This window comes from Azospirillum sp. FG154 (assembly GCF_057809575.1).
In genome coordinates this window covers 90,077-109,214 of record NZ_JBMDKF010000020.1, presented here as the reverse complement: position 1 = coordinate 109,214, position 19,138 = coordinate 90,077, and the positions used below count along the sequence as shown (strand labels likewise).

24 protein-coding genes are annotated in these 19,138 nt (G+C 66.1%); 12 read left to right on the top strand and 12 right to left on the bottom strand.

Going from position 1 to position 19,138, the window contains the following annotated elements; all coding sequences use genetic code 11:
• The first annotated feature begins 88 nt into the window (after positions 1 to 88).
• Positions 89 to 598: a MarR family winged helix-turn-helix transcriptional regulator gene (locus ACODS4_RS20715; protein WP_119830622.1), complete on the top strand. Its 510-nt coding sequence runs from the start codon at positions 89 to 91 to the stop codon at positions 596 to 598.
• A gap of 42 nt (positions 599 to 640) precedes the next feature.
• On the opposite strand, the gene ACODS4_RS20710 is transcribed toward ACODS4_RS20715, so the two are convergent.
• Positions 641 to 859: a hypothetical protein gene (locus ACODS4_RS20710; protein WP_488867050.1), complete on the bottom strand. Its 219-nt coding sequence runs from the start codon at positions 857 to 859 to the stop codon at positions 641 to 643.
• Positions 860 to 1,024: 165 nt separating this feature from the next.
• On the opposite strand from ACODS4_RS20710, the gene ACODS4_RS20705 reads away from it, so the two are divergent.
• Positions 1,025 to 1,726, top strand: coding sequence for a response regulator (locus ACODS4_RS20705; RefSeq protein ID WP_488867048.1), 702 nt, complete (start codon positions 1,025 to 1,027; stop codon positions 1,724 to 1,726).
• On the top strand, positions 1,723 to 3,117 hold the full coding sequence (locus ACODS4_RS20700) for an ATP-binding protein (protein WP_488867046.1): 1,395 nt from the start codon (positions 1,723 to 1,725) through the stop codon (positions 3,115 to 3,117). Before ACODS4_RS20705 ends, ACODS4_RS20700 begins: the two co-directional genes overlap by 4 nt.
• Positions 3,118 to 3,129: 12 nt before the next feature.
• Here ACODS4_RS20700 and ACODS4_RS20695 read toward each other — a convergent pair whose 3' ends face one another.
• The 7 genes from ACODS4_RS20695 to ACODS4_RS20665 form a co-directional block, all read right to left on the bottom strand.
• Positions 3,130 to 3,465, bottom strand: a complete 336-nt coding sequence (locus ACODS4_RS20695) for a tRNA-binding protein (RefSeq protein ID WP_488867044.1) — start codon at positions 3,463 to 3,465, stop codon at positions 3,130 to 3,132.
• 124 nt (positions 3,466 to 3,589) lie between these two features.
• Entirely contained in the window at positions 3,590 to 4,024 is a 435-nt protein-coding gene (locus ACODS4_RS20690) for a phasin family protein (protein WP_488867042.1), read from the bottom strand.
• Between the two features lie 232 nt (positions 4,025 to 4,256).
• Positions 4,257 to 4,739 carry a YbaK/EbsC family protein gene (locus ACODS4_RS20685; RefSeq protein ID WP_488867040.1) on the bottom strand — a complete coding sequence of 161 codons (483 nt, stop codon included), beginning with the start codon at positions 4,737 to 4,739 and terminating at the stop codon, positions 4,257 to 4,259.
• A 39-nt stretch (positions 4,740 to 4,778) separates the two neighbouring features.
• A complete protein-coding gene (gene proC / locus ACODS4_RS20680) occupies positions 4,779 to 5,603 on the bottom strand; it encodes a pyrroline-5-carboxylate reductase (RefSeq protein ID WP_488867038.1) in 825 nt (274 codons plus the stop codon).
• A gap of 5 nt (positions 5,604 to 5,608) precedes the next feature.
• Entirely contained in the window at positions 5,609 to 6,112 is a 504-nt protein-coding gene (locus tag ACODS4_RS20675) for a type III secretion system chaperone family protein (RefSeq protein ID WP_119830628.1), read from the bottom strand.
• A gap of 196 nt (positions 6,113 to 6,308) precedes the next feature.
• The gene (locus tag ACODS4_RS20670) at positions 6,309 to 6,620 is read right to left on the bottom strand and encodes an accessory factor UbiK family protein (RefSeq protein WP_488867035.1); all 312 of its coding nucleotides are present in this window, start codon (positions 6,618 to 6,620) and stop codon (positions 6,309 to 6,311) included.
• 119 nt (positions 6,621 to 6,739) lie between these two features.
• Positions 6,740 to 10,045, bottom strand: a complete 3,306-nt coding sequence (locus tag ACODS4_RS20665; protein WP_488867033.1) for an AsmA family protein — start codon at positions 10,043 to 10,045, stop codon at positions 6,740 to 6,742.
• 239 nt (positions 10,046 to 10,284) lie between these two features.
• Here ACODS4_RS20665 and ACODS4_RS20660 point away from each other — a divergent pair, with 239 nt between their 5' ends.
• Both ACODS4_RS20660 and ACODS4_RS20655 read left to right on the top strand, forming a co-directional pair.
• Positions 10,285 to 10,467, top strand: a complete 183-nt coding sequence (locus ACODS4_RS20660) for a DUF4169 family protein (RefSeq protein ID WP_488867031.1) — start codon at positions 10,285 to 10,287, stop codon at positions 10,465 to 10,467.
• Positions 10,468 to 10,676: 209 nt separating this feature from the next.
• A complete protein-coding gene (locus tag ACODS4_RS20655) occupies positions 10,677 to 11,483 on the top strand; it encodes a DUF2189 domain-containing protein (protein ID WP_488867029.1) in 807 nt (268 codons plus the stop codon).
• Between the two features lie 75 nt (positions 11,484 to 11,558).
• Here the strand turns inward: ACODS4_RS20655 and ACODS4_RS20650 are convergent, their stop codons facing one another.
• A complete protein-coding gene (locus ACODS4_RS20650; protein WP_488867027.1) occupies positions 11,559 to 11,756 on the bottom strand; it encodes a DUF1192 family protein in 198 nt (65 codons plus the stop codon).
• 94 nt (positions 11,757 to 11,850) lie between these two features.
• On the opposite strand from ACODS4_RS20650, the gene ACODS4_RS20645 reads away from it, so the two are divergent.
• From ACODS4_RS20645 to ACODS4_RS20625, 5 genes are all read left to right on the top strand, one after another.
• Positions 11,851 to 12,858: an NAD(P)H-quinone oxidoreductase gene (locus ACODS4_RS20645; RefSeq protein WP_488867025.1), complete on the top strand. Its 1,008-nt coding sequence runs from the start codon at positions 11,851 to 11,853 to the stop codon at positions 12,856 to 12,858.
• 243 nt (positions 12,859 to 13,101) lie between these two features.
• Positions 13,102 to 13,710 (top strand): DUF1013 domain-containing protein, encoded by a 609-nt coding sequence (locus ACODS4_RS20640; protein ID WP_488867081.1) that lies wholly within the window; start codon positions 13,102 to 13,104, stop codon positions 13,708 to 13,710.
• Between the two features lie 80 nt (positions 13,711 to 13,790).
• Positions 13,791 to 14,381, top strand: coding sequence for a UbiX family flavin prenyltransferase (locus ACODS4_RS20635; protein ID WP_488867023.1), 591 nt, complete (start codon positions 13,791 to 13,793; stop codon positions 14,379 to 14,381).
• A 220-nt stretch (positions 14,382 to 14,601) separates the two neighbouring features.
• Positions 14,602 to 15,180 (top strand): carbonic anhydrase, encoded by a 579-nt coding sequence (locus ACODS4_RS20630; protein ID WP_488867021.1) that lies wholly within the window; start codon positions 14,602 to 14,604, stop codon positions 15,178 to 15,180.
• Positions 15,181 to 15,414: 234 nt separating this feature from the next.
• Positions 15,415 to 15,849 carry a hypothetical protein gene (locus ACODS4_RS20625; RefSeq protein WP_488867019.1) on the top strand — a complete coding sequence of 145 codons (435 nt, stop codon included), beginning with the start codon at positions 15,415 to 15,417 and terminating at the stop codon, positions 15,847 to 15,849.
• 2 nt (positions 15,850 to 15,851) lie between these two features.
• Here ACODS4_RS20625 and ACODS4_RS20620 read toward each other — a convergent pair whose 3' ends face one another.
• Positions 15,852 to 16,298, bottom strand: a complete 447-nt coding sequence (locus ACODS4_RS20620) for a TIGR02444 family protein (protein ID WP_488867017.1) — start codon at positions 16,296 to 16,298, stop codon at positions 15,852 to 15,854.
• Positions 16,298 to 17,392, bottom strand: a complete 1,095-nt coding sequence (locus ACODS4_RS20615) for an ATP-dependent 6-phosphofructokinase (protein ID WP_488867016.1) — start codon at positions 17,390 to 17,392, stop codon at positions 16,298 to 16,300. The genes ACODS4_RS20620 and ACODS4_RS20615 overlap by 1 nt, the downstream gene beginning before the upstream one ends.
• Positions 17,393 to 17,629: 237 nt before the next feature.
• Between ACODS4_RS20615 and ACODS4_RS20610 the strand changes: the two genes are divergently transcribed.
• Complete coding sequence (locus tag ACODS4_RS20610; protein ID WP_119830639.1) at positions 17,630 to 17,830, top strand: YdcH family protein; 201 nt, start codon at positions 17,630 to 17,632, stop codon at positions 17,828 to 17,830.
• Positions 17,831 to 17,869: 39 nt separating this feature from the next.
• On the opposite strand, the gene ACODS4_RS20605 is transcribed toward ACODS4_RS20610, so the two are convergent.
• Positions 17,870 to 18,370: a group III truncated hemoglobin gene (locus tag ACODS4_RS20605; protein ID WP_488867013.1), complete on the bottom strand. Its 501-nt coding sequence runs from the start codon at positions 18,368 to 18,370 to the stop codon at positions 17,870 to 17,872.
• Between the two features lie 273 nt (positions 18,371 to 18,643).
• Between ACODS4_RS20605 and purE the strand changes: the two genes are divergently transcribed.
• Complete coding sequence (gene purE, locus ACODS4_RS20600) at positions 18,644 to 19,111, top strand: 5-(carboxyamino)imidazole ribonucleotide mutase (protein WP_298373848.1); 468 nt, start codon at positions 18,644 to 18,646, stop codon at positions 19,109 to 19,111.
• The last annotated feature ends 27 nt before the right edge of the window (positions 19,112 to 19,138 follow it).

The window sequence follows — 19,138 nt, the reverse complement described above, 5'->3', positions numbered from 1 at the left end:
GCATGAGCTTGCTCTTGTGTCCGGGCGCTGGATTGTTTATGTCTGAGTTGCTGACCTATTTATAACGAATCGAACAAACCGCGTCAACATGGCTGACCTAAAAGCAGGCGTGAATCAACTCTTCCTCCGCGAGGAGGAATTGCGCACCGGGATGGAACTGCTGTTCTACGCCTACCGGGAATTCACCGCCGAACCGGACGAGATCCTCGCCGCCATTGATTTTGGCCGCGCCCACCACCGGGTGATCTATTTCGTTGGCCGTTATCCCAAGATCACGGTGTCGGAGCTGCTGGCGATCCTGAAGATCACCAAGCAAAGCCTGTCGCGCGTGCTGGGGGAATTGGTCCGGCAGGGCTTCATCGACCAGCAGACCGGCGCGCGGGACCGCCGCCAACGTCTGTTGGAGCTGACCGAAAAGGGCGTCGAGTTGGAACGCCAATTGTCGGAAACCCAACGTCAACGCATCGCGCGCGCCTATAAAATGGCGGGCGCGGAAGCGGTCGAGGGGTTCCGCAAGGTGATGATGGGCATGTTGGATGACGAGGACCGGGCCAAATTCACGCCCCCGGCGCCGACCCGGCCCGTCACCAAACGCTGACTCAAAACCAAGCGTTGAACAGAAAATCCGCTGTCGCGAGGGTCAATCGGCAGCGCTGTCGCTTCCGGCGGCCATCGCCTGCGGCGGCGGCGCTGTCGGCGGCATCGCCGCCGGGGGCATCGCTCCGGCGACAGCCCCGTCGGTCTTTCCGTAATTCGCCGGGCGACGGCGGAAGGTGCCTTTCCGGTACACCACATTGTCGGAGGAACCGGGCGCGCATTGCAAAATCTTGCCGCCCTTTTCCAGAAATTCACGGGTCATAGCGTCCAGGTCGTTACGGTCGGCAGACCTGTTGTCATCGGTCATCGTGATCGCTCCAGTGAACCCCACCGCGCACAGCCTAACACAAGATCTGGAGGAATCCGTCAACAGCCTTGCCTTTCGCGTCGCTATACGCCGGACGGTCGGTCGCGCTATAATCCCGCTATGACGGAAGACCAGCCCCACATCCTGGTCGTCGATGACGACACCCGCTTGCGCGAGCTTTTGCGCAAATATTTGGCAACCAATGGCTTCTTGGTGAGCACGGCGCGCGACGCCGCCGACGCGCGCGCGCAGCTCGGCGGATTGGCCTTCGATCTTCTGGTTCTCGACATCATGATGCCCGGCGAATCGGGGCTGGAGCTGACCGAATCGCTGCGCCGCGACCGCGACGTGCCGATCCTGCTGCTGACCGCGCGGGACGAGCCGGACGACCGCATCGCCGGGTTGGAGGCCGGGGCCGACGATTATCTCGCCAAGCCCTTCAGCCCGCGCGAGTTGTTGCTGCGCATCAACTCCATCCTGCGCCGTCAGGCCGTGCGCCCGCCCGAGCCGACCGCCGCCCCGGCGCCGCCGGTTCGCCTTGGCTCCCTGCTGTATCTGCCCGACCGCGACGAACTGCGCGCCGGTGACGAGGTGGTGCGGCTGACCACGGCGGAAGCCAGTTTGCTGCGGATTCTCGCCGCCTCCCCCGGCGTCACCTTCAGCCGTGACGAGTTGACGGAGCGCAGCAAGGTTGCGGGCAACGCCCGCACCATCGACGTGCAAGTCACCCGCCTGCGCCGCAAGATCGAGGCGGACCCGCGCGAACCGCGCTATCTCCACACCGTGCGCGGCGAGGGGTATGTGCTGAGGCCCGATCCGTGACCGCCACACCGGAATCGGGACCAGCGCGCCCCGACACGGTTCGACGGGAGCGGGATCGGCGATCGCGCGGCCTCTGGCTGAAACGTTTTCTGCCGCGCACCCTGTTCGGCCGCTCCCTGCTCATCATCGTCACCCCCGTGATTCTTGCTCAAGGGGTGGCGACCTGGATTTTTTATGATCGCCATTGGGACACGGTGACGAACCGGCTGGCCTTCGCCGTGGCGGGCGACATCGCCACCGTGATCGCCCAGTTGGAGCGCGACCCGTCGGACGAAGGGCGCAACTGGATTCTGGCGACCGCCGCGCGCACCACCGACCTGATCGTCAGCCTGGAACCCAACCAACGCCTGCCCGAGCAAGGCCAGCCCCTGCGCGGCCTGCTGGAGCGCACCCTGGGCAAGGCGCTGGACGAACGGGTCGCCCGTCCCTTTTCAATCAACACCCGCGTCGCCCATGAATGGTACGAGATCCGGGTGGAGATGCCGAACGGCGTGTTGTCGGTGATGTCGCCGGAACGCCGCCTGTTCACGCCGACCAGCTATATTTTCATCCTGTGGATGATTGGTTCGGCCATCGTGCTGTTCGCCGTCGCCATCCTGTTCATGCGCAATCAGATCCGCCCGATCAAGCGGTTGGCCGCCGCCGCCGATTCGCTTGGCAAGGGGCGCGACGTGCTGAACTTCAAGATGGAAGGCGCGACCGAGGTCCGGCAAGCCGCGTCGGCCTTTCTGCTGATGCGCGAGCGCATCCAGCGCCAGATCACCCAGCGCACCGAAATGCTGGCGGGCGTCAGCCATGATTTGCGCACGCCGCTGACCCGGATGAAGCTGGCGTTGGACATGGTGGGTGAAATGTCCGGCTGCGATCCGGAAATCGAAGAGCTGATGGCCGACGTCGCCGAAATGGAAGCGATGATCGAAGGCTATCTCGCCTTCGCGCGCGGCGAGGGGGCGGAGTTGGTCCAGCCCACCGATCTGTCCCGCCTGTTGAACGAGACCGCCGCCAGCGCGCGGCGCGAGGGGACCGAGGTGACGCTGTCGGTCGAACCCCTGATGACGCTGCCGCTGCGCCCCAACGCGATGCGCCGCTGCATCGTCAATCTGTTGAGCAACGCCGGACGCCACGCGGGCACCGCCTGGGTGCGGGCCGAACGGCGCGGCGGTTCCATCGAAATCATCATCGACGACGACGGCCCCGGCATCCCCGCCGCCGCGCGCGAGGACGTGTTCAAACCCTTCTTCCGCATGGACCGCTCGCGCAACCTCGCCACCGGCGGGTCGGGGCTGGGGCTGACCATCGCGCGCGACGTGGTCCGCAGCCACGGCGGCGACATCACGCTGGACGACAGCCCCTATGGCGGCTTGCGGGCGATCATCCGCCTGCCGCTGTGAGCCGACCGCCGATCAGTAGAGTTGACCGCCGTTCGGCACGGCGCGATCCGGGCCGACCAGAACCACCGCGCCGTCGGCGTCGGGAACCCCCAGGCACAAAACCTCGCTGGTGAAGGGGCCGATTCGCTTGGGCGGAAAATTCACCACCGCCAGGATTTGCCGACCGATCAGCGATTCCGCCGGGTACAGCGCGGTGATCTGCGCCGAACTGCGCCGGGTTCCGATGTCGCCGCCGAAATCGACGGTCAGCTTGTAAGCGGGCTTGCGGGCTTCCGGGAAGGGATCGACCGCGACGATCGTTCCGACCCGAATGTCGATCTTGGCGAAATCATCGTAGCTGATGGTCATCCGGCGCAATCCCACGTCATGGCTTCAACGCGCGAGCCTACCCCGGACCCGCGCCCGCCGGGAACGCAAAAAGGGCCGCCCCATGGGACGGCCCTTTCCGCATCGTCGCTGAAACGATGAAGGCTTACTTGGCGACCTTGGCGACGGCGCTCTTCAGCTCTTCCAGGCTTTCCGACACGCGCTTGGACAGGACGTCGGCGGCTTCGGTGTTGGACTTGGCGACCAGCTCGGCCAGTTCGCGGGCGTTGGCCAGAGCCTTTTCAAAGGCGGCCTTCACCAGTTCGGCCTGCTTGGCGGCCTTGGCTTCCGGGGTGCTGGCCGACAGCACGTCGTTGACGAAGCTGCTGGCTTCTTCGACCGAAGCGCGGACGATTTCGGCCTGACGGCGCAGGACGGCCTGGAAACCCTCGGCGGCCAGTTGGTTGGCGGCGGTCAGGGCTTCGATGTTCTTGCGCTGGCTGGAGAGGATGGCTTCGACATCGACGCCCGGCAGCTTGAAATCGCCCATGAACTTGGACGGGTCGAACTCAAGGAAGGGGTTGTTCGTCTTCGTGGCCATGTTTCTCATCCCCGATTAGGAAGCGTTTCGCATGTTGCGACGCAACATTTCTGAGGCCGACTATGCAGAGTGCCGAAAAGTTAGTCAACGCGCTTTTGCGTCGCAGCAAAATCATCATTCCGCACAGCCCATCGCCTCACCTGCGGTCAACTGTTTGAGCCGACAGAACGTTTCGCCGCCCTCGGCAAATGGCCAGAGGTGCGACAAAACGCCGCACGTCAAATCTCACCGATCAGCTCTTGCGAACCGCCTCCACCCGTCCGCCAGTGATGCGAACCAACTCGTCCGGAGTAAGGCGGAACACGGCGTTCGGGGTTCCCGCCGCCGCCCACAGGACGTCCAACGCCATCAGATCGGCGTCAATCAACATCAGCGGCGGCACGGTGTGGCCGATGGGTGGAACGCCGCCAATGGCGAAGCCGGTGGATTCGCGGACAAACTCCGGGTCGGCGCGCTCGATCTTTTCGCCGATCAGGCGACCGACCGCCTTCTCATCCACCCGGTTGGCCCCGCTGGCGATCACCAACACAGGACGGGCCGTTTCTTTGGTGCGGAAAATCAGGGATTTGGCGATCTGCGCGACGTCGCAACCAACCGCCGCCGCCGCGTCTTCCGACGTCCGGGTGCTGCCCTCATGCTCGATGACTCGATGGCCGCAGCCAAGGCTGTCCAACAGATCCTGAATACGCCGCGCCGACGGACTGAGCGCGCTCATCGCCATGCCTCCACGACCGAGGTGATTGGAAGGTCGGCGTTACTGGGCGAGTTCCCGCGAACGCCGTGTCGCGGCGGCGATGGCGGCGGTCATCACCGGCTGCACGCCATCCTCGGCCATCAGCACCTCAAGCGCCGCCTGGGTGGTTCCGTTCGGGCTGGTCACGGCCTTGCGCAGATCGGCGGCGGGTTGCGGCGACTGGTTCAGCAACTCCCCCGCCCCCGACACGGTGGCGCGGGCCAGACGCATCGCCAGATCGGCGGGCAGTCCGCTCGCCTCCCCCGCCTTGGCCATCGCCTCGACCAACAGGAAGACGTAAGCCGGGCCGCTGCCCGACAGCGCCGTGACGGGATCCAACAAGGCCTCGTCGTCGATCCAGGCGACGTCGCCGACGGCGCGCAGCAGCGCGTCGCACAACGCGGTCTGCGCGGCGGTGACGCGGGCGTTCGGAACGGCGACCGTCATGCCGCGACCGATGGCGGCGGGCGTGTTGGGCATGGAGCGGACGACGACCGCCCCCTCCCCCAAGGTCTTTTCAAAATAACCAATGGTCTTGCCCGCCGCGATGGACAGGAACACCGTGCCGGGCCGCGCCATGGCGCGATACTCCGGCAGGGCGGAGTCCATCACCTGCGGCTTGACCGCCAGAACGACGACGTCGGGAACGAACCCCTCGGGCAGATCCTCCGGCCCGGTCGCCGCGCTGACCAACGGATGGTTGACCAGCGTCTCCGGCAGTTCCGCCCGCTCGACGATCACGACGCGCGACGCGACGCCCGACGACAGCCAGCCGTCCAGCATGGCGCCGCCCATCTTGCCGCAACCGACCAGAAGAAGATTGGCCCCGCCCGTCACGTCGCTCATGCCGATCACGCCTCGCCCATGGTGTCGAGAATGGCGGCGGACACCGCCTCTTGCGCCGACTTGCCGCCCCAAATGACGAACTGGAAGGCCGGGTAGAAGCGTTCGCACTCCGACAGCGCGATCTCCACCAGATCCTCCAACTGCTCCACCGCCGCGCCGCGCGCGCCGCGCAACAGCATGGTTTGACGGAACATCGGCGTGTGCTCTTCCGAACAGACGTCGAAATGGCCCAGCCACATGCGCCCGTTCACCTCGGCCAGCAGTTCGGCGACGGCGACCCGGCGCGGGGCCTGCACCTTCATGTCGAACTGGCAGGAGAACTGCAACGCGCTGACGTCGGGCTGCCAGACGAAATACAGACGGTAATCGCACCAGCGCCCGCCGATCTCGACGACGAGTTCGTCGTCGGTCGCGCGCTCGAACGGCCATTCGTTGGCGGTGACGATCTCTTCAACCACGTCGAGCGGGTTGTGCGAGGAAGCGGTGGTTTCGACGGCGACAGCCGACATGTCAGCGTCCTCCTATGAAGGCGCGGCGGGCGACGCCGTGAACCCGGACTGGCCTGCGGGAACCGGATCGACACCCCAAGATGATGTGGCGAAAAAGCGAGAGAGCTACCACGGACAGAACGGTGCCAAAGCCGCCCCGCCGCCGCAACCGAATTCAGGCGCGGACGCCGTGAAGGGTTTGTGACGGTGGCGCCGTTCAGGACGCGTCGTCGGCGCCATCCGCCGGTTCGTCCGCCGAAACCGCCGCCGGGGCGGACGTCAGCGACGCGACCAACGCTTCCAGGGCGGCGAGCCGTTCGGCCATCACCTCCTGCTCCTCGCGGGCCTTGGCGGCCATGGCGCGAACGGCGTCGAACTCCTCGCGGCTGACAACGTCCATCCGCGACAGGATGCGTTCAAGCTGGGAGCGCAGATGCCCCTCGGCTTCCTCGCGCAGGGACGAAAAGGCGCCGAGCGCGCCGCCCGCCACACGGGCGAGATCGTCCAAAATCTTGTTGTCGGCCTGCATCGCTTCAAACTTCCGGTTACTGTTCGACCATTATGGCGGTCAGACCGCCGGACTTCAACGCCCTTGCGCCACGTCGCCGCGACGCGGCATGCAAGCGTGCCATGCGGCCCCGCCCCGCGTCACGGCTTCGCCGGGCTTTGGGCCGGGGTTTGGGCCGGAGCCGGTTCCGCAGCGGCGGACGCCGCGAAATGCTCCTGCACCGCCTTCATGTCAAAGCTCTGGGTCGGCGCCGCCAGCGGCCCGGCCACCCGCAGGGTCAGCGGCGGCAACGGCGGATCGGCCTTCACCCGCAGGCTCAGCCCCAGATCGACCCGCTCGTCCGGCAACGACCAAAACCCCTTCAGCAGCCCCTCTCCCGCCGCAGCGGTCACACGGACATCCTCGGTTCGGGCGACGCCATGATCGAGCGTGAAGCGGCCATCCACCCGGTCGATGCGGGTTTCGCCGCCCGGCCCGCCGCCGACCACCGCGCCCAACACCTCTTGCGGGCGCGTCACCCGGCTCAGCCGGTCGCGGACCGCCGTCAAATCCAGACCGCGCAACACGCCGCCGACCACCGCCACACGCCCTCGACCGCTGAGCGAACGCAGCGCCGTTTCACGGTCGCCGCCCGATCCCGTCACCGCCATATCCAGATCCACAGCGCCGCCGGACAGCGCCACGCCGCCTGCGGCGCCGCCCGTCATGCCCGCCGACAACCGCGCCAGATCCGCCTTGACGACCGTGACGTCGGCCTCAAGCGAGGGAACGCGGCCCGGCGCGGCGATCAATCGACCGCTCAGACCGATCTGCCCGCCCAGCCATTCGCCGTCCAACTGCTCCAGGGCCAGCGTGCCGCCGTTCAGCGCCGCGCGCAAAGCCGGTTGATCGACCCGCGTCCCGCCCGCCGTCAGCGACGTGGCCGTCAGCGCCAGCTTGCCGTCGGCCAACCGTAGCCAGGACGGATCGGCGCTCTCCTCACGCTCGGTCAGCGCCGTTGAAACAGCGGATTCGCGTGGCGAAGCCTCCCCGACCAGCGGGGCGGCGATCAACCGGTCAATGTCCAGATCGCCGGTTTGCACGTCGGCGTCGATCCGCGCGCGCGCGCCGGAAAAATCGCCGCTGATCCGTCCGCGCAATGGAATTCCGGCGACGATCCCCTGAAGATTCGCCAAGGTCGGCGCCTGCGCCGACCCGCCAAGCTCGGCGTAAAGGTCAAGCGGCCCATAGGCGCGCGCCTGCCCCCGGTCGGTGAACAGCGCGGCCAGCCCCCCCAATTCGGGATGCGTCACCCGCAGCTTCACGTCAGCGGCGGGCCGGGTGTCGAGCGTCAACACGGAGCCGCCCGCCTCCAGCGTGCCGCCAGCCGCCCCGGCGGTCAATTCCAGCGCCAAACGGCTGGCGTCGCCAGCCAGCCGCGCCTTGACCGACACCGCGCCCAACCGCTCGGGCGTCGGCACCCCGGCGGGCCACGTCATCGCGCGCGGCAGGCCGCCCAGATTGGCCGCCTCCGCCGACAAGGCGAGGTTGACGCCATGCAAGGGCGACAGCCCGGCGATCTGCCCGTCGATCCGGCCCTTCAGACCGACCAGATCATCGATCTTGGCCTCACGGATTGTCACCGCGCCCCCGGCGACGGTGGCGTCAAGATGAATGCCCTGCGCGGGCAGGCCTCGCAAAGTCATCTGCCCGATGGACAGATCGAGATTGGCGTCCGCCAGCGTCAACCAGGGCAAGCGCGGCAGCGCCACCCGCCCCGCCCCCGCCCCGGCTCCCGCCGTCGGCGCGGCGGCGATCAACGGCGGCAGCGCCCGCGTCGGCCCGACGGTGGAAACGCCCAGCGACGGATTCGGCGGCATATAGGCGTCGATGTTCAGTCGATCCAACTCCAGCCGCGCGCCGAAGGCCGGACGGCCCCGGTCCACATAGGCGACGGCGCCGGACAGGCGGCTGCCGTCCACCCGCAGATCCACCCCCGACAGCTCAAAACGGTTGGCGTGCCCTTGCAGCCGCATCGACAGCGAAGCGCGGCGCAGCCGATCCGCCGGAACGCTGCGGGCGTCCAGCTTCATCCAGTCGAGCAAGGCGCGCAGATTGTCGGCGTTGGCCTCCAGCCGCAGGTCGATCGTCGGCAAGCCGCCCGGCGTCGTCACCTCGCCCGCCGCCACGATGTCCGACCCGCCGGGCAGTTGCGCGCTCACCCGGTCGATGGTCAGGCGCCCGCCCGCCAGGCTGGCCTCCAGCCGCCCTTGACGGACGACGCCGCCATTGTAGGTCAGCCCATCGACCGACAGATCAAGCTTGCCCTCCATCCCCACCGGCAGCGCCCACGGCGCCGGGGCCGAAGCGACGGAGACGGCGCCCCCCCGCCCACCGCCGGAAATGGACGGCGCGGACGGCGCCGCCGCTGGCGGGAGCAAAGCCACGCCAGCCCGTTTCAGCCAGCCATCCAAATCCAGCCGGTTGATGGCCAGAGTCAATTCGGTTCGGGCGGGTTCCCCCGGACGCAAGGTCGCCGATCCGGTCGCCCGCGTGTCGCCAACCTGCGCCTCCAGATTGCTGAGAACCGCCAGGCTGGTCCCCGCCTCCACCGTCGCCCGCAGGCTGAACGCCTGTCCGCGCGCCGAACCCGATGGGCTGTCCATCAGCTTGCCGAGATCGCCGCCCTCGGCCCGCAAGTCGCCTTGGGCGCGCAAGGCGCCGCCGCCGCCGACATTGCCGCTGCCGCCCGACAAAATCCCGGCGAACCGCAAGGTCGCGTCGGTTCCCGGCATCGACAGGGCGGCGCGCACGGGCACCGCCGCGCCATCGGCGAAGCGCCCGGCGGTCAATTCCCCATGCAGGGCCATCCCGCGCGCGCGGAAATCGCCCTGGACCTGAAACGGTCCGGTCAAGCTTCCAGCGACGACGCGGGCGCTGACGTTTTCCAACGTTTCGGAGCGGCCCGACCGGCTGTCGCGGTACAGAATCGCGCCATTGTCGACCGTCACCTGATCGAAACTGATGGCCCCGGCCAACCCGTCGGCCGCGCCCGAACGATTCTCCGCAGTCGCCGCCCCCCCCGACAGGTCCCAGTTCAGCCGTCCATCCTTCAGCACCTCGACCACAAAGGTCGGCTCCACCAAGGTGACGCTTTCAACCTGGATGCGACCGCTCAGCAGCGGCATCAGCGCCACCCGGACGTCCAGCTTCTTCAGCCGCGCCATGTCCGGTTCGGCCGCTCCCGCCGGGTTGGCCAGCCGGGCGTCGCGCACGGTCAAGGCCGGTGACGGCAGCAGCGTCAACCCAACGTCGCCCCGCAGGTCAACCGCGCGCCCGGTCGCCGCCGACACCCGTTCGGCGATCATTCCCTTATAAGCGTTCCAATCGATCAGGCTGGGCGCCACAAGCACGCCGCCGGCCAGCGCCGTCAATCCAGCCAATGCCGCGATCAGGATCTTGTTCACCGGATCTCCGCCTTCCCTGCGCGTGGCCCTGCCCTTGGTCCACGCCCTCATCACCATGTCAGACGGACCGAACCGGCCCTGTCCTTCTCGCTCGCCCTGTCTTTCGGTAAGCTATCGCCCGCAGAAGAAACAAGCAATTTGGGCAATCTCAGGGCCATCCCGCCGCCGACCCCAAAAATCCTTCCGGTCGGCCGCCCCAGACCGCCGCTTTCCATCCCACCACAACCGGAGACGCCGCCATGGCCGACGTGGTCAACCTCAACCGTTTCCGCAAGGCCCGTGATCGGGCCGAGCGCGCCAAAGACGCGGAGGCGAATCGGATCCGATTCGGTCGCACCAAGGCCGAGAAGGAGCGCGACCGCCAAGAGGCCGAGCGGAAAAGTCAGGCTTTGGACGGCAAGAAACTCGACGATCCGAATTAAGCCGAATCGGGGAAGTCGCGCTGCGCTTCAGCCGAACCGCCTAGCTGAACGGCATAAAGACCAACAGCAGAACTCGGATTAACCCCTATTTTCGTGGTACAATTGACTCTCCGAACAATTGGCCCTTGCCACATTCGCCGAACTCATGTGACAGTTCGGCCATGGGCGCCATCGGGCGCGCCGTCTGGCATTCGGGGGAGGGCCGACTCATGGTTGACATGACGTCGTTTCGTGGTTCGGTACAGCAGCCTCAGTCCACCGCCTTTCTTCCGCCGATTCGCGCGGTCGAAAATGATCGTCCCTGGGTTTGGCTCGCCGCCGGATGGCGCGACATGATGGCGGCGCCGCTCATCAGCTTTGGCTTTGGCGCGTTGGCGGTGATCTCCAGCTTCATTCTGGTCGCCGGTCTGGCGATGCAGGGGATGGAGTATTTGATCTTGCCGCTGGCCGCAGGCTTCATGCTGTTGGGGCCGCTGTTCGCCGTTGGCCTGTATGAAACCAGCCGCCTGCTGGAACAGGGCGAACGCCCGACCTTGATGAAGGTCGCCTTGGCCTATCGGCGCAACGGCGTGCAGATCAGCGGCATCGGGCTGGTTTTGATGATGGCCGTGCTGGCCTGGATCCGGGTCGCCTTCCTGATTTTCGCCCTGTTCTTCTCGTCCGAACCGCCCGCCTTCGACCAACTGGTGGACCGCATCTTCTTCTCGGTGGAAACCATCCCCTTCCTGCTGACCGGCACCATGTTCGGCGCCGTCATCGCGGCAGGCGTCTTCTCCATCGCCGTGGTGTCGATCCCGATGCTGCTTGACCGCGACACCGACGTCTTCACCGCGATGGCGACCAGCATCGCCGTGGTTCGTGAAAACATTCGTCCGATGATCGTCTGGGCTTTCCTGGTGGCGCTGTTCACCTCGGCGGGCATGGTCACGGGCTTTCTCGGGCTGGGTTTGGCCCTGCCTCTGATCGGTCACGCCTCCTGGCACTGCTACCGCGATCTGGTTGGTCGCGCCCGCTAAACAAGAACCGTCCCCCAAAACGTCAAAAGCCCTTTTCCCAAACGGGAAAAGGGCTTTTTTCTTGGGAAAATCCGATCACAGTTTCTTGAAGAAAGCCTCGGCGGCGGATTTTTGCGCCTCCTTGGCCGCGATCGCGGCGCGGGCGCGGGCGATTTCCGCCTCCAGCCCGACGATGTAGGCCTGAAGCTCCGCCACGCCCAACACCGTCAGATCCTTGGGCGCCGGTTTGGCCGCGCGCGGCTCCAGATCGGCAAACTCGTCCTTGAAGGTCATGGCCGCTCCCCCTCCCCTTTTGGTCGCGCCGCCTTGTCAGGCGGGTCCGGCAAATCTACCTATCGCCTCCAACGAATCCTATTGGGGAAACAGCATGAGCCTCGCTCTGCCGGACCACATGCGCTGCGTCGCCATCACCGAACCCGGCGGGCCGGAGGTTCTGCGCCCCGCCCAACGCCCCCTGCCCATCCCCGGACCGGGCGAGTTGCTGGTCGCGGTCGCCGCCGCCGGGGTGAACCGACCGGACACCCTGCAACGCCGGGGCCTCTACAACCCGCCGCCGGGCGCCAGCGACCTGCCGGGGCTGGAGTTGTCCGGCACGGTGGTCGCCATGGGCGCGGACGTTTCCGGCTGGACCGTCGGCGACCGGCTGTGCGCGCTGGTGGCGGGGGGCGGCTACGCCGAATATTGCACGGTCCCGGCGGCGCAGGCCCTGCCCATCCCGGCGGGCCTGTCGTTGATCGAGGCGGCGGCGGTTCCCGAAACCTTCTTCACCGTCTGGACCAACGTGTTTGAGCGCGGCGGGCTGAAGCCCGGCGAAAGCCTGCTGATCCATGGCGGGTCGAGCGGCATCGGCACCACGGCGATCCAGTTGGCCAAGGCGTTCGGCGCCACGGTTTTCGCCACAGCGGGCAGCGCCGAGAAATGCGCCGCCTGCGTCGCCCTGGGGGCCGACCGCGCCATCAATTACAAGACCGAGGATTTCACCGCCGTGATCCGCGAGGCCACCGGCGGGCGCGGCGTGGACGTGGTGCTGGACATGGTCGGCGGCGATTACATCGCCCGCGACATCGAGATCATGGCGATGGACGGGCGGCACGTCTCCATCGCCTTTCTGCAAGGATCCACGGTGACGTTGAACATGGCCCCGGTGATGATGAAGCGGCTGACTCTGACCGGATCGACGCTGCGCGCCCGCCCGGTGGCGGAAAAAGGTCGAATCGCCAGCGCCTTGCGCGAAACGGTTTGGCCACTGTTCGGCGCCAGCCCGCTCAAGCCGCTGATCCACGCGACGTTCCCGTTGGAACAGGCCGACGCGGCCCATCGTCTGATGGAAAGCAGCGCCCACATCGGCAAAATCGTGCTGACCGTCACGCCGTGATGCGATTTTTGCCCTTTTGTGGCCGCTCAACCCGTTGACGGGCTTGCCTTGACCGGGCAAGACGGGGTAGCAGAAGGGCGTGGGCGACCGGGATTTCCCGGTGAGCCTGCGCAAGCATGCTTGCACGACCCGATGACCGCCCCTTCGCCGGAGCGGCGTCGGTCGCGATTCCGCCCAGAAAGAAAAGACTGATCGCGCCCCACGCCAGCGGGCGCGATCGGATGAGAGTTGTCAGGAGGGATGATGGCGCTGCCCTTGATGCCGAAAGCGACAGCCGTTTGGCTGGTCGAGAACACGTCCTTGTCCTTCGAGCAGATCGCCGCGTTCTGCGGTCTGCATTCGCTGGAAGTCCAGGCCATCGCCGATGGCGAGGTGGCCGTCGGCATGGTCGGCCTCGACCCCATCGTCAACGGTCAGTTGACCAAGACCGAGATCGAGCGGTGCGAGAAGAACGAGGCTTTGCGCCTGAAGCTTCTGGTCGTCGATCTGCCGCAGGTGGCGGCGCGCTCCAAGGGGCCGCGCTACACGCCGATCACCAAGCGCGGCGACAAGCCCGACGCCATCGCCTGGCTGCTGAAGCAACACCCGGAATTGTCGGACGCCCAGACCTGCCGCCTGATCGGCACGACCAAGCCGACCATCGCCGCCGTGCGCGAACGCACCCATTGGAACGCCGCCAACATCAAGACGCGCAACCCGGTCCTGCTGGGCCTGTGCACGCAACGCGAGTTGGAAGAGGCTCTGGCCCTGGCCATCCGTCGCGGCGGCACCCCCCTGCCCCCGCAGGAGCAGGAAGAGGGCTATGGCGACGACGAGCAGGGCGCCCCTTATGGCGAGCGCGACGACGACTGACCCGTCGCCCCGCCCGCCGCGATGACGCACACCGCATCCCCCTTTCTTGACAAGGGGGATGCTTTGGGACATCCGCCGTCATGACCACTCCCCCCCGTCTCGTCGTCGGCATCAGCGGCGCCTCGGGCGTGGCGCTCGGCATCCGCGCCCTGACCACCCTGCGGCGCGTCGGCGTTGAATCGCACCTTGTCGTCAGCCGATCCGCTGAAGTGACTCTGGCGCATGAAACGTCGATGAAGGTCGCCGAGTTGCGGGCGCTGGCCGACGTCAATTACGCCGTCGCCGACATTGGCGCGGCCATTTCCAGCGGCAGTTTCCGCACCTTGGGGATGATGGTCGTCCCCTGCTCCGTCCGCACGATGAGCGAAATCGCCAGCGGCGTCACCTCCACCCTGCTGACCCGCGCCGCCGACGTGACGTTGAAGGAGCGGCGGCGGCTGGTGCTGATGGTCCGGGAAACCCCGCTGCATCTGGGGCATCTGCGCACCATGACCGCGCTGGCCGAAATGGGCGCGATCATCGCCCCGCCGGTCCCGGCCTTTTACGCCAAACCCAAGACCATTGACGATTTGATCGACCATTCGGTTGGTCGAGTCCTTGACCTTTTTGGATTGGACGCGGGAAACCTGCGCCGATGGGGCGAACCGACCGCGACACGCGCAATCGACTGACCAGCAACCCTTCTCCTGGTCATACCGCACAGCAACAGGCGGCTTGGACTGCGCCGGGAATGCCGCTATACCAAGGCAAGCTGGGTCGGCGTCGCGCCGGTCCACCGGACGAGAGGCAGAGCGACCCATGCCGTCACGCGAAAGAAGTCAACCAATTCGTCAACTTCTGGCTGGCGTCAAAGGCTTTCGCGCACGCTATTACGAACGTCGCCCGGACAGCATGCGGCAATTGGTCGCGGAAGGGCAGCATCCAGAAATCCTGATGATCGGCTGTTCCGACAGCCGCGTCGATCCGGCGCTGCTGACTCAGTCGGAACCGGGCGAGCTGTTCATGGTTCGCAACGTCGCCAATCTGGTGCCGCCCTATCAGCCCGACGGCAGCTATCACGGCACATCCGCCGCCATCGAATACGCCGTCCGCGTGTTGGGGGTTTCCGAAATCATCGTCATGGGCCATTCCCAATGCGGCGGCATCCAGGGGCTGATCCGTTTGCGCAACGGTGAGATCCCAAAGGATGATTTCGTGTCCCCCTGGGTGTCGATCGCCGGATCGGCGCTCGACCCTTACATCGACCAAACCGCCAGCAATGTGAAGGACAGCGAAGGGGCCGACCATTGGCCAAGCGTGGCCGAACGCGCCGTGGTTCGCACCTCGGTCGACAATCTGATGACCTTCCCGTTCGTGCGCGAGCGGGTTGAGCAGCGCACGCTCAATCTGCACGGCTGGTGGTTCGATCTGGGCAGCGGCGAGCTGTGGGGATTGGACATGACCACCAAGATGTTCGTGTTGATGGAATAGAGCGCGCGACCGACCGACCATCCAGCGGACCGGGGGATTCTCACCCCAGCGCCGCGCAACCAAACCCTGCGACAGAATGTCAGAGGTTGTCTTGCGGGATTGTCGAGGCAGTCCCAGCAAACGATCATGCCTTTCTCTTGTCCGAACCGTCTAAGTTGCGTGTTCGGAGCGGCCCTGAGTGGTCAGGATTACGGCGCATCGCTAACATCCGGCATCATGATTGGTCAGAGAAACATGTTCAAACGCAAGACGTGGACTTTGCCGGGTATGATCGCACGCTTTATCCGACATTTTGTGTCGGCGTTGACTCTTTTTGTGTCTTTGATTTCGCTTTCCGTCTCCGCCCCGGCATTGGCCAACGAAGGCGCGAAATCCAACAGTTGTCCATGGGCGCAAGATGTGTCGCTGGAAGTGAACGGCAAGACGATGACGCTCAACCAAGCGATGTTCACCGGCCCCGCCAGCGAGGCCATCGTCCTGGATCCCTATAAGATTTACCCGCTGGTCGATCAGTTGAAGCTGCGCATCGTCGGCCCCAAGGGGCGTGAATGGGAAGCCTCCTTGACGCGGTTGGTCAGTGGCAAGCGATGCAGCGCCTTCTATGTCGGCAAGGCCTTTCTGGTGTCCGACCTCGAACAAAACCCCGACAGCTTGATTCTGAACCGCTGATTTCAGCCCACCAGCGCCGCCGCCAGAACATCCAGCAGCGGGTCGCCGCCCGGCGCCAGCAAGGCCATGTTCGCCGCCGCCATGCCCACATTCCCGCCGGGCTGCGGCGTCAGCCCGCCAAGGGCGAACAAGCGGTCTTGCTGGATGCGCTCCGCCTCCAACTCGACCGCCTTCATCCGCTGGTAAAGCGCGTCATCCTCGGTCTTGACCCGACGGCGCACCGCGCGCAGCGGGCGCACCACCTCTTGCCGCCACGCGGCGATGGCCGAATCGACCGCCGCCAACCGCTCCGCCGACAGCGCGACGCCGCACGCCATTCCCGCCCAGGCGGCGAACAGCAGGACGTTGACGTCAAGACCATGACGATCCTGCAAGGCCACGCAGGCGGCGGGAACCCCTGGCCGCCCATAGACGGCCAAGGAAAATTCCCAGAAGGGGTTGGCGCCCATCAATCGCCAAAGCTGATGCTGAGGCCGCGCGCCGTCTTGACCAGGGCGCTGTCCAGCTCGACGCAGGAATAGCGCGCGATGGCGTCGGTGATCGGCACGTCGATGACGCCGCGATTGGACCAGGCGACCATGCGGTCGAACTTGCCCTCGGCGATCAAATCCACCGCGTGCACGCCAAAGGCCGAGGCGACCAGACGGTCGCGCGGGCTGGGCATGCTGCCGCGCTGGACATGGCCCAGAACGGTGACGCGGGTTTCCGCCCCGGTGGCGTCGGCGATCTTCTCGCCGATGTAGTCGCCGATGCCGCCGTAACGTTTTTCACCGCCCTGAAGCAGCTTCTTCACCCCGGATCCCTCCAGAGTCTTGACCGCTTCGGACACCACGACCAGGGCGAAGTTGCGGCCCGTCGCCCGGACCTCTTGAATCTTCGCGGCGATGCGTTCGATGGAATAGGGGATCTCTGGAATCAGGATCACGTCGGCCCCACCGGCGATCCCGGCGGCCAGCGCGATGTGCCCGGCGTCGCGGCCCATCACCTCCAACACCATGACGCGCTGGTGGCTGGCGGCGGTCGGCTGCAAACGGTCCAACGCCTCGACCGCCACGGCGACGGCGGTGTCGTAACCGACCGACACCTCGGTCATGCCCAGGTCGTTGTCGATGGTCTTCGGCACGCCGACCATGGGAAAGCCGCCCTTCTGGGCCAGCTTGTGGAGAATGGCGAAGCTGCCATCGCCGCCAATGCCGATCAAGGCGTCCAGGCCAAGCTCGTGATAGCCGCCGATGATCTCGTCGGAACGGTCCTTCAGCGCGCCGTCGGCCATCGGATAGGCGAAGGGATCGCCCCGGTTGGTGGTGCCAAGGATCGTGCCACCCTGGCGCATCATCGTGCCGTCGACGTTCGCCAGATCAAGCGGGACATATTGGACGGGCCGGTGCAGCAGCCCCTGCGTCCCCTCCTTGATGCCCAGAACCTGCCAGCCATAACCGGCGGCCCGATGGACCACCGCGCGAATGACCGCGTTCAACCCGGCGCAATCGCCGCCGCTGGTGAGAATGCCGATGCGCTTACCGGCTGTCGAGGTGGCGTTCATTGGGGGATTCCGTCCCATTTGGGTTGTTTGTCGCACGCGGTCCCATGTTACCGGAACCGGCGTTTCCCGCAAACGGCGAAGGGGCAAGCGCGCGCGGCGTCACGGAACGATAACCGCTGGACACGATTGCCGGTTTCGCGCTGCCGCTTTGCCGGAAATCTGATATAGTCCCGCGCGCCGAGCCAGGCGGCGCCACGGATCCACCGCGATCACCACCAAGCAGTCGTAACGGACGCAATGAGCGAGCAAGAGATCTTAAACGACAAGCTGGCATCCCTGCGCAGCGAGCACCGCGATTTGGACGACGTCATCGCTCGCTTGGTCGAACGCGCGCCCTATGACCAGCTTCAATTGCAGCGGATGAAAAAGCGCAAGCTGATGCTGAAGGACCAAATCCTGGTTCTGGAAAGCCGCCTTCTGCCCGACATTATCGCCTGAACGCCGCGTCGTCGCGACGCGGCGCGCTTCCTCGCCGTCTCAGGCTTCCGGCTTTTTCGGCACGGTGAAAAACTGGATGCCCATCTGAAAGCTGCGGGCGATGTTTTCCGCCTTGCCGATCAAAAAGGCCGCGCCCTCGCCGGGAAACAGCTCGTTGGCGGTTTCCCGGAACAGGCCCAGCCACCGCTCGAAATGCGGCGGTTCCAGGCGCAACTGGATGTGGACCGGCATCGGTCGCCCGTCATAACGCTGGGTCAGCAGGGCGATGGACGACCAGAAATCCATCATCTTGCGCAGATGCGGCTCCCAATCGGCGATGGCGCGGCCAAAGATCGGCCCCAGAACGTCATCATCCATGATCTTGCCGTAAAAGCGACGGACCAGCGTCTCGATGGACGCCTCGTCAATGCCCAGCGTCGCCATCCGCTCTTCCGCCATGGCGGTTCGGATGTCGCGGCGCTCCTCGGCGGTTTGATCGGGCGCCGTTTGATCGGTGGACATGGGGTGATGGGCCGGAATGGAAGGGGCCGCGTCGGTCATGGTCGGAAATCCGGTGCGAAAAGGCGTCAATCGACGATGACCGACAGCATAGGCCCGCCCGCCCACGCGCGAAAGGATCGGATTGTCGCAGCGCAAGACTCGGTCTTTTGCCGCCTTCTTGCGGCGGGGCGCGGGGAAAGACCGCGATCCACTGGACTCCGGCCTCACTCTTCCTATAATCCGCCGCTTTCCTGACCTTGTGGAAAGCGCCCCGCCGTGTCCGCCGAATCCCAGAACAGCACCCCGAACGGTTCGCCGCTGGTCGGCATCATCATGGGCAGTCAATCGGACTGGACCACCATGAAGCACGCCGCCGAAACCTTGACCACGCTTGGCGTTCCCCACGAGGTCCGCATCGTGTCGGCCCACCGCACCCCGGCCCGGATGGTGGAATACGCCACCACGGCGCAGGCGCGCGGGCTGAAGGTGGTGATCGCCGGGGCGGGCGGGGCAGCCCATCTGCCGGGCATGGTCGCCGCCATGACGCTGCTGCCGGTTCTGGGCGTTCCGGTCGAAAGCCACGCGATGAAGGGCATGGACAGTCTGATGTCCATCGTCCAGATGCCGGGCGGCATTCCCGTCGGCACGCTGGCCATTGGCAAGGCGGGCGCGATCAACGCCGCCCTGCTGGCCGGGTCGATCATCGCCCTGATGGATCCGGCGGTCGAAGACGCGCTGGACGCGTGGCGCGCGCGCCAGACCGCCGCCGTCGCCGAAGAGCCGGTGGACGCCCCCGCCTGACTCCCCGCCTGAACCCCCCGCCTGAGC

What these genes read in the sequence shown, in the direction of transcription:
- ACODS4_RS20615 (WP_488867016.1), bottom strand. Translation starts at nt 17,392, where the DNA reads ATGAACGCCACCTCGACAGCCGGTAAGCGCATCGGCATTCTCACCAGC.
- ACODS4_RS20660 (WP_488867031.1), top strand. Translation starts at nt 10,285, where the DNA reads ATGGCCGACGTGGTCAACCTCAACCGTTTCCGCAAGGCCCGTGATCGG.
- proC (WP_488867038.1), bottom strand. Translation starts at nt 5,603, where the DNA reads ATGAGCGACGTGACGGGCGGGGCCAATCTTCTTCTGGTCGGTTGCGGC.
- ACODS4_RS20710 (WP_488867050.1), bottom strand. Translation starts at nt 859, where the DNA reads ATGACCCGTGAATTTCTGGAAAAGGGCGGCAAGATTTTGCAATGCGCG.
- ACODS4_RS20685 (WP_488867040.1), bottom strand. Translation starts at nt 4,739, where the DNA reads ATGAGCGCGCTCAGTCCGTCGGCGCGGCGTATTCAGGATCTGTTGGAC.
- ACODS4_RS20655 (WP_488867029.1), top strand. Translation starts at nt 10,677, where the DNA reads ATGGTTGACATGACGTCGTTTCGTGGTTCGGTACAGCAGCCTCAGTCC.
- ACODS4_RS20715 (WP_119830622.1), top strand. Translation starts at nt 89, where the DNA reads ATGGCTGACCTAAAAGCAGGCGTGAATCAACTCTTCCTCCGCGAGGAG.
- ACODS4_RS20610 (WP_119830639.1), top strand. Translation starts at nt 17,630, where the DNA reads ATGAGCGAGCAAGAGATCTTAAACGACAAGCTGGCATCCCTGCGCAGC.
- ACODS4_RS20670 (WP_488867035.1), bottom strand. Translation starts at nt 6,620, where the DNA reads ATGCAGGCCGACAACAAGATTTTGGACGATCTCGCCCGTGTGGCGGGC.
- ACODS4_RS20675 (WP_119830628.1), bottom strand. Translation starts at nt 6,112, where the DNA reads ATGTCGGCTGTCGCCGTCGAAACCACCGCTTCCTCGCACAACCCGCTC.
- ACODS4_RS20630 (WP_488867021.1), top strand. Translation starts at nt 14,602, where the DNA reads ATGCGGCAATTGGTCGCGGAAGGGCAGCATCCAGAAATCCTGATGATC.
- ACODS4_RS20625 (WP_488867019.1), top strand. Translation starts at nt 15,415, where the DNA reads ATGTTCAAACGCAAGACGTGGACTTTGCCGGGTATGATCGCACGCTTT.
- ACODS4_RS20650 (WP_488867027.1), bottom strand. Translation starts at nt 11,756, where the DNA reads ATGACCTTCAAGGACGAGTTTGCCGATCTGGAGCCGCGCGCGGCCAAA.
- ACODS4_RS20635 (WP_488867023.1), top strand. Translation starts at nt 13,791, where the DNA reads ATGACCACTCCCCCCCGTCTCGTCGTCGGCATCAGCGGCGCCTCGGGC.
- ACODS4_RS20605 (WP_488867013.1), bottom strand. Translation starts at nt 18,370, where the DNA reads ATGACCGACGCGGCCCCTTCCATTCCGGCCCATCACCCCATGTCCACC.
- ACODS4_RS20695 (WP_488867044.1), bottom strand. Translation starts at nt 3,465, where the DNA reads ATGACCATCAGCTACGATGATTTCGCCAAGATCGACATTCGGGTCGGA.
- ACODS4_RS20645 (WP_488867025.1), top strand. Translation starts at nt 11,851, where the DNA reads ATGAGCCTCGCTCTGCCGGACCACATGCGCTGCGTCGCCATCACCGAA.
- purE (WP_298373848.1), top strand. Translation starts at nt 18,644, where the DNA reads ATGGGCAGTCAATCGGACTGGACCACCATGAAGCACGCCGCCGAAACC.
- ACODS4_RS20690 (WP_488867042.1), bottom strand. Translation starts at nt 4,024, where the DNA reads ATGGCCACGAAGACGAACAACCCCTTCCTTGAGTTCGACCCGTCCAAG.
- ACODS4_RS20705 (WP_488867048.1), top strand. Translation starts at nt 1,025, where the DNA reads ATGACGGAAGACCAGCCCCACATCCTGGTCGTCGATGACGACACCCGC.
- ACODS4_RS20640 (WP_488867081.1), top strand. Translation starts at nt 13,102, where the DNA reads ATGGCGCTGCCCTTGATGCCGAAAGCGACAGCCGTTTGGCTGGTCGAG.
- ACODS4_RS20620 (WP_488867017.1), bottom strand. Translation starts at nt 16,298, where the DNA reads ATGGGCGCCAACCCCTTCTGGGAATTTTCCTTGGCCGTCTATGGGCGG.